This window comes from Novosphingobium sp. KN65.2 (genome assembly GCF_001368935.1).
Lineage (GTDB): Bacteria > Pseudomonadota > Alphaproteobacteria > Sphingomonadales > Sphingomonadaceae > Novosphingobium > Novosphingobium mathurense.
Window position 1 is genome coordinate 1 of record NZ_CCBH010000010.1, and the last position, 931, is coordinate 931.

Genomic DNA, 931 nt, shown 5'->3' on the forward strand with positions numbered 1-931 from the left:
AGAGCCCGATTCAAAAGTTCCTCAAGCGTAGCAATACCTTGCGGTTCGTCGGATGAGCATGCGGATGGATGCGATCGTGGCCCATGCTGTCGAAGAGGCGATGGTGGCCTCCCAGTCCTTTGCCAGACGGCGGCACCGGCCCAGCCACGCGAATGTACGCTCGACGACCCAGCGGCGAGGCAGGACTTCGAAGCCTTTGGCCTGATCGGAACGCTTGATGATTTCGATCGTCCAATTTCCTGTGTTGGCGATGGCTTTCCTGAGCTTGTCACCAGCGTAACCGCCATCGGCGAAGATATGGCGCAGCCAGGGGAAGCGCTGGCGTACGCCTTTGATCACATCGACGGCGCCATCACGATCCTGAATATCGGCGGTGTGGACAAGGATTGAGATCAGAAAACCGCAGGTATCGGTCAGTATATGACGCTTGCGGCCCTTGACCTTCTTGCCCGCGTCATACCCGCAGGGGCCGCCGCTCTCGGTCGTTTTCACGCTTTGGCTATCGATCACACCGGCGCTCGGCGAGGCTTCTCGCCCCTCGATCTCTCGAAGGTTCATGACCAGCAGCGTGTTCATGACCTCGAACAGCCCCGCGTTGCGCCAGGCGTAAAAGTAGCGCCGAACCGTCGAGACCGGCGGAAAGCACTTGGGTAGCAGGCGCCAGGCACATCCGGCCGAGGCCAGATACAACAGCGCGTTGGCCACTTCGCGCATATCTGTGCTGCGACGGCGACCGCCTTGCTTCGCCGGGGGAATGAAGGGCGCCAGCAGCAGCCACTCCCTGTCCGTCATGTCGCTTGGATACCGCAGCCCTTTGCGGCTATGCTCTTCTCGAGCAATGCCAGTCCATGCCATTGATCACTCCATCTCTCGCAGGACGGTGTGAATCATAACATACTGGCATTGCTCAACTACTTTCGGATCGGGCTCT

General features: G+C 59.6%; 1 protein-coding gene. It reads right to left on the reverse strand.

Features of this window, described 5'->3' with window-relative positions; all coding sequences use genetic code 11:
• Nucleotides 1-21: 21 nt before the first annotated feature.
• Nucleotides 22-855, reverse strand: a complete 834-nt coding sequence (locus SPHV1_RS00645; protein WP_054944219.1) for an IS5 family transposase — start codon at nt 853-855, stop codon at nt 22-24.
• Nucleotides 856-931 lie beyond the last annotated feature (76 nt).